This window comes from Collinsella aerofaciens (assembly GCF_039752775.1).
GTDB classification, from domain to species: domain Bacteria; phylum Actinomycetota; class Coriobacteriia; order Coriobacteriales; family Coriobacteriaceae; genus Collinsella; species Collinsella aerofaciens_R.
The window spans coordinates 1-1573 of record NZ_JBDMGT010000067.1; the positions used below are offsets into that span (position 1 = coordinate 1).

Below are 1573 nucleotides of genomic sequence, written 5' to 3' on the forward strand. Positions count from 1 at the left end.
ACCTGCACTGATAATTGTCCTTGGGGGAAGCGGGCACTGCGGGGGCGCGTCAACAGCGCGCGATTTCCGCGTCGCAGCGCTACCCTGATGCTGAACGCCGGGACGATGACCCACTGACCTGCTGACGCCTCTTCGGCCGTCCTCAAATCCGACCTGTCTCGCCCCGGCTTCCGCGACCCGGAGTCCTGCCATGACCTAATAGGAGCATGAGCGCGGACAATCGGATAAGGCAACTTGATTGTAGCGCTCCCGTCAGTGCAATGTCTGGGAGACCCGGGCGCGGAGCAGGCGGCAGACCGAGGGGAGCGAAAATGGAAGGCGAAACGGTCATCGCGGGCGTCGACACGCACAAGGACGTGCATGTCCTGTGCCTGCTCGACGGCCTCGGGAGGAAGATCTGGAGCGGGAGCTTCGGGGCCGACCCCGAGGGCTACGACAGGCTGGCGGAGGCGATAGGCGACCCGGGGAGCTGCATGGTCGTCGGCGTCGAGGGCACGGCATCGTACGGGGCCGGGCTGACGAGGAGGCTCGTGGAGCTCGGGTACAACGTCGTCGAGGTGCTCAGGCCCAAGAGGGACAAGGCGAGGCCCGGCGAGGGGAAGAGCGACCCGCTGGACGCCGAGCGCGCGGCGCGCAAGGCGGCGTCCGGGAGGGGCTGCTCCGTGCCGAAGTCGCAGGACGGCTGGGTCGAGGCGGTGCGCCAGCTCTACGTCGCGCGCAGGCTGGCCGTCGCGACGTCCACGTCCTGCGTGGCCTGCGCGAAGTCGATGCTCACGACGGCCCCGGGCGCCCTGAGGGAGCGGTTCAGGGGCCGCGAGCGGCCGAAGGACCTCATGCCGCTGCTCGCGCGCGGGAGGAAGGCGGGCGACGCGCTCGAGGAGAGCGTGCTGGCCTCGCTGCGGTCCGTCGCGGCGGTCTGGAAGGAGGCCCGCAGCCAGGTCGAGTCCCTCGACGAGCGCATCCGCGCGCTGCTGGAGGCGAACGCGCCCGCGCTGCTCGGCGTCGAGGGCTGCGGCACGACGACCGCCGCCGCCCTGGTCGTGGCCGCCGGCGACAACCCCGGCAGGCTGAAGGGCGAGGCGGCGTTCTCGATGCTGTGCGGCGTCTCCCCGATCCCCGCGTCGAGCGGGAAGACGGAGCGGCACAGGCTCAACCGCGGCGGCAACCGGCAGGCGAACTGGGCGCTCTACGAGATCGCGATCAAGCGCATGGCATACGACGAGAGGACGAGGAGGTACGTGGCGAAGCGAACCTCCGAGGGGAAGTCCCGGAGGGAGGCGATCCGCTGCCTGAAGCGCTACATAGCGCGGGAGGTGTACCGCGTGCTCATGGACCCGAATCCCGACGGCGCCGCGCCGGAAGGCCCCGAGCTCGCGAAGATGCGCAAGGCGATGCGGGTGACCCAGAAGCAGGCCGCCGCGGGGCTCGGCATGTCCGCGGCCTCACTCGGTCACCTGGAACATGGGAGACGGCGGTCGACGAAACTGGAGAGGAGGTATTACGAGCTCCTGTGCGAATTGAAGGGAGCGCTCCCGCAAACTGCCTATTGACAACTTATAGGAGCGTCGGTTTT

At 69.2% G+C, this 1573-nt stretch carries 1 protein-coding gene; it reads left to right on the forward strand.

Annotated features, from left to right (window positions below; translation table 11 throughout):
• Positions 1-311 precede the first annotated feature (311 nt).
• Complete coding sequence (locus tag ABHR63_RS09960; protein ID WP_346965445.1) at positions 312-1550, forward strand: IS110 family RNA-guided transposase; 1239 nt, start codon at positions 312-314, stop codon at positions 1548-1550.
• Positions 1551-1573: the final 23 nt, after the last annotated feature.

Bases quoted from the DNA above. Each gene is read 5' to 3' on its own strand.
- ABHR63_RS09960 (WP_346965445.1), top strand. From the start codon at position 312: ATGGAAGGCGAAACGGTCATCGCGGGCGTCGACACGCACAAGGACGTG.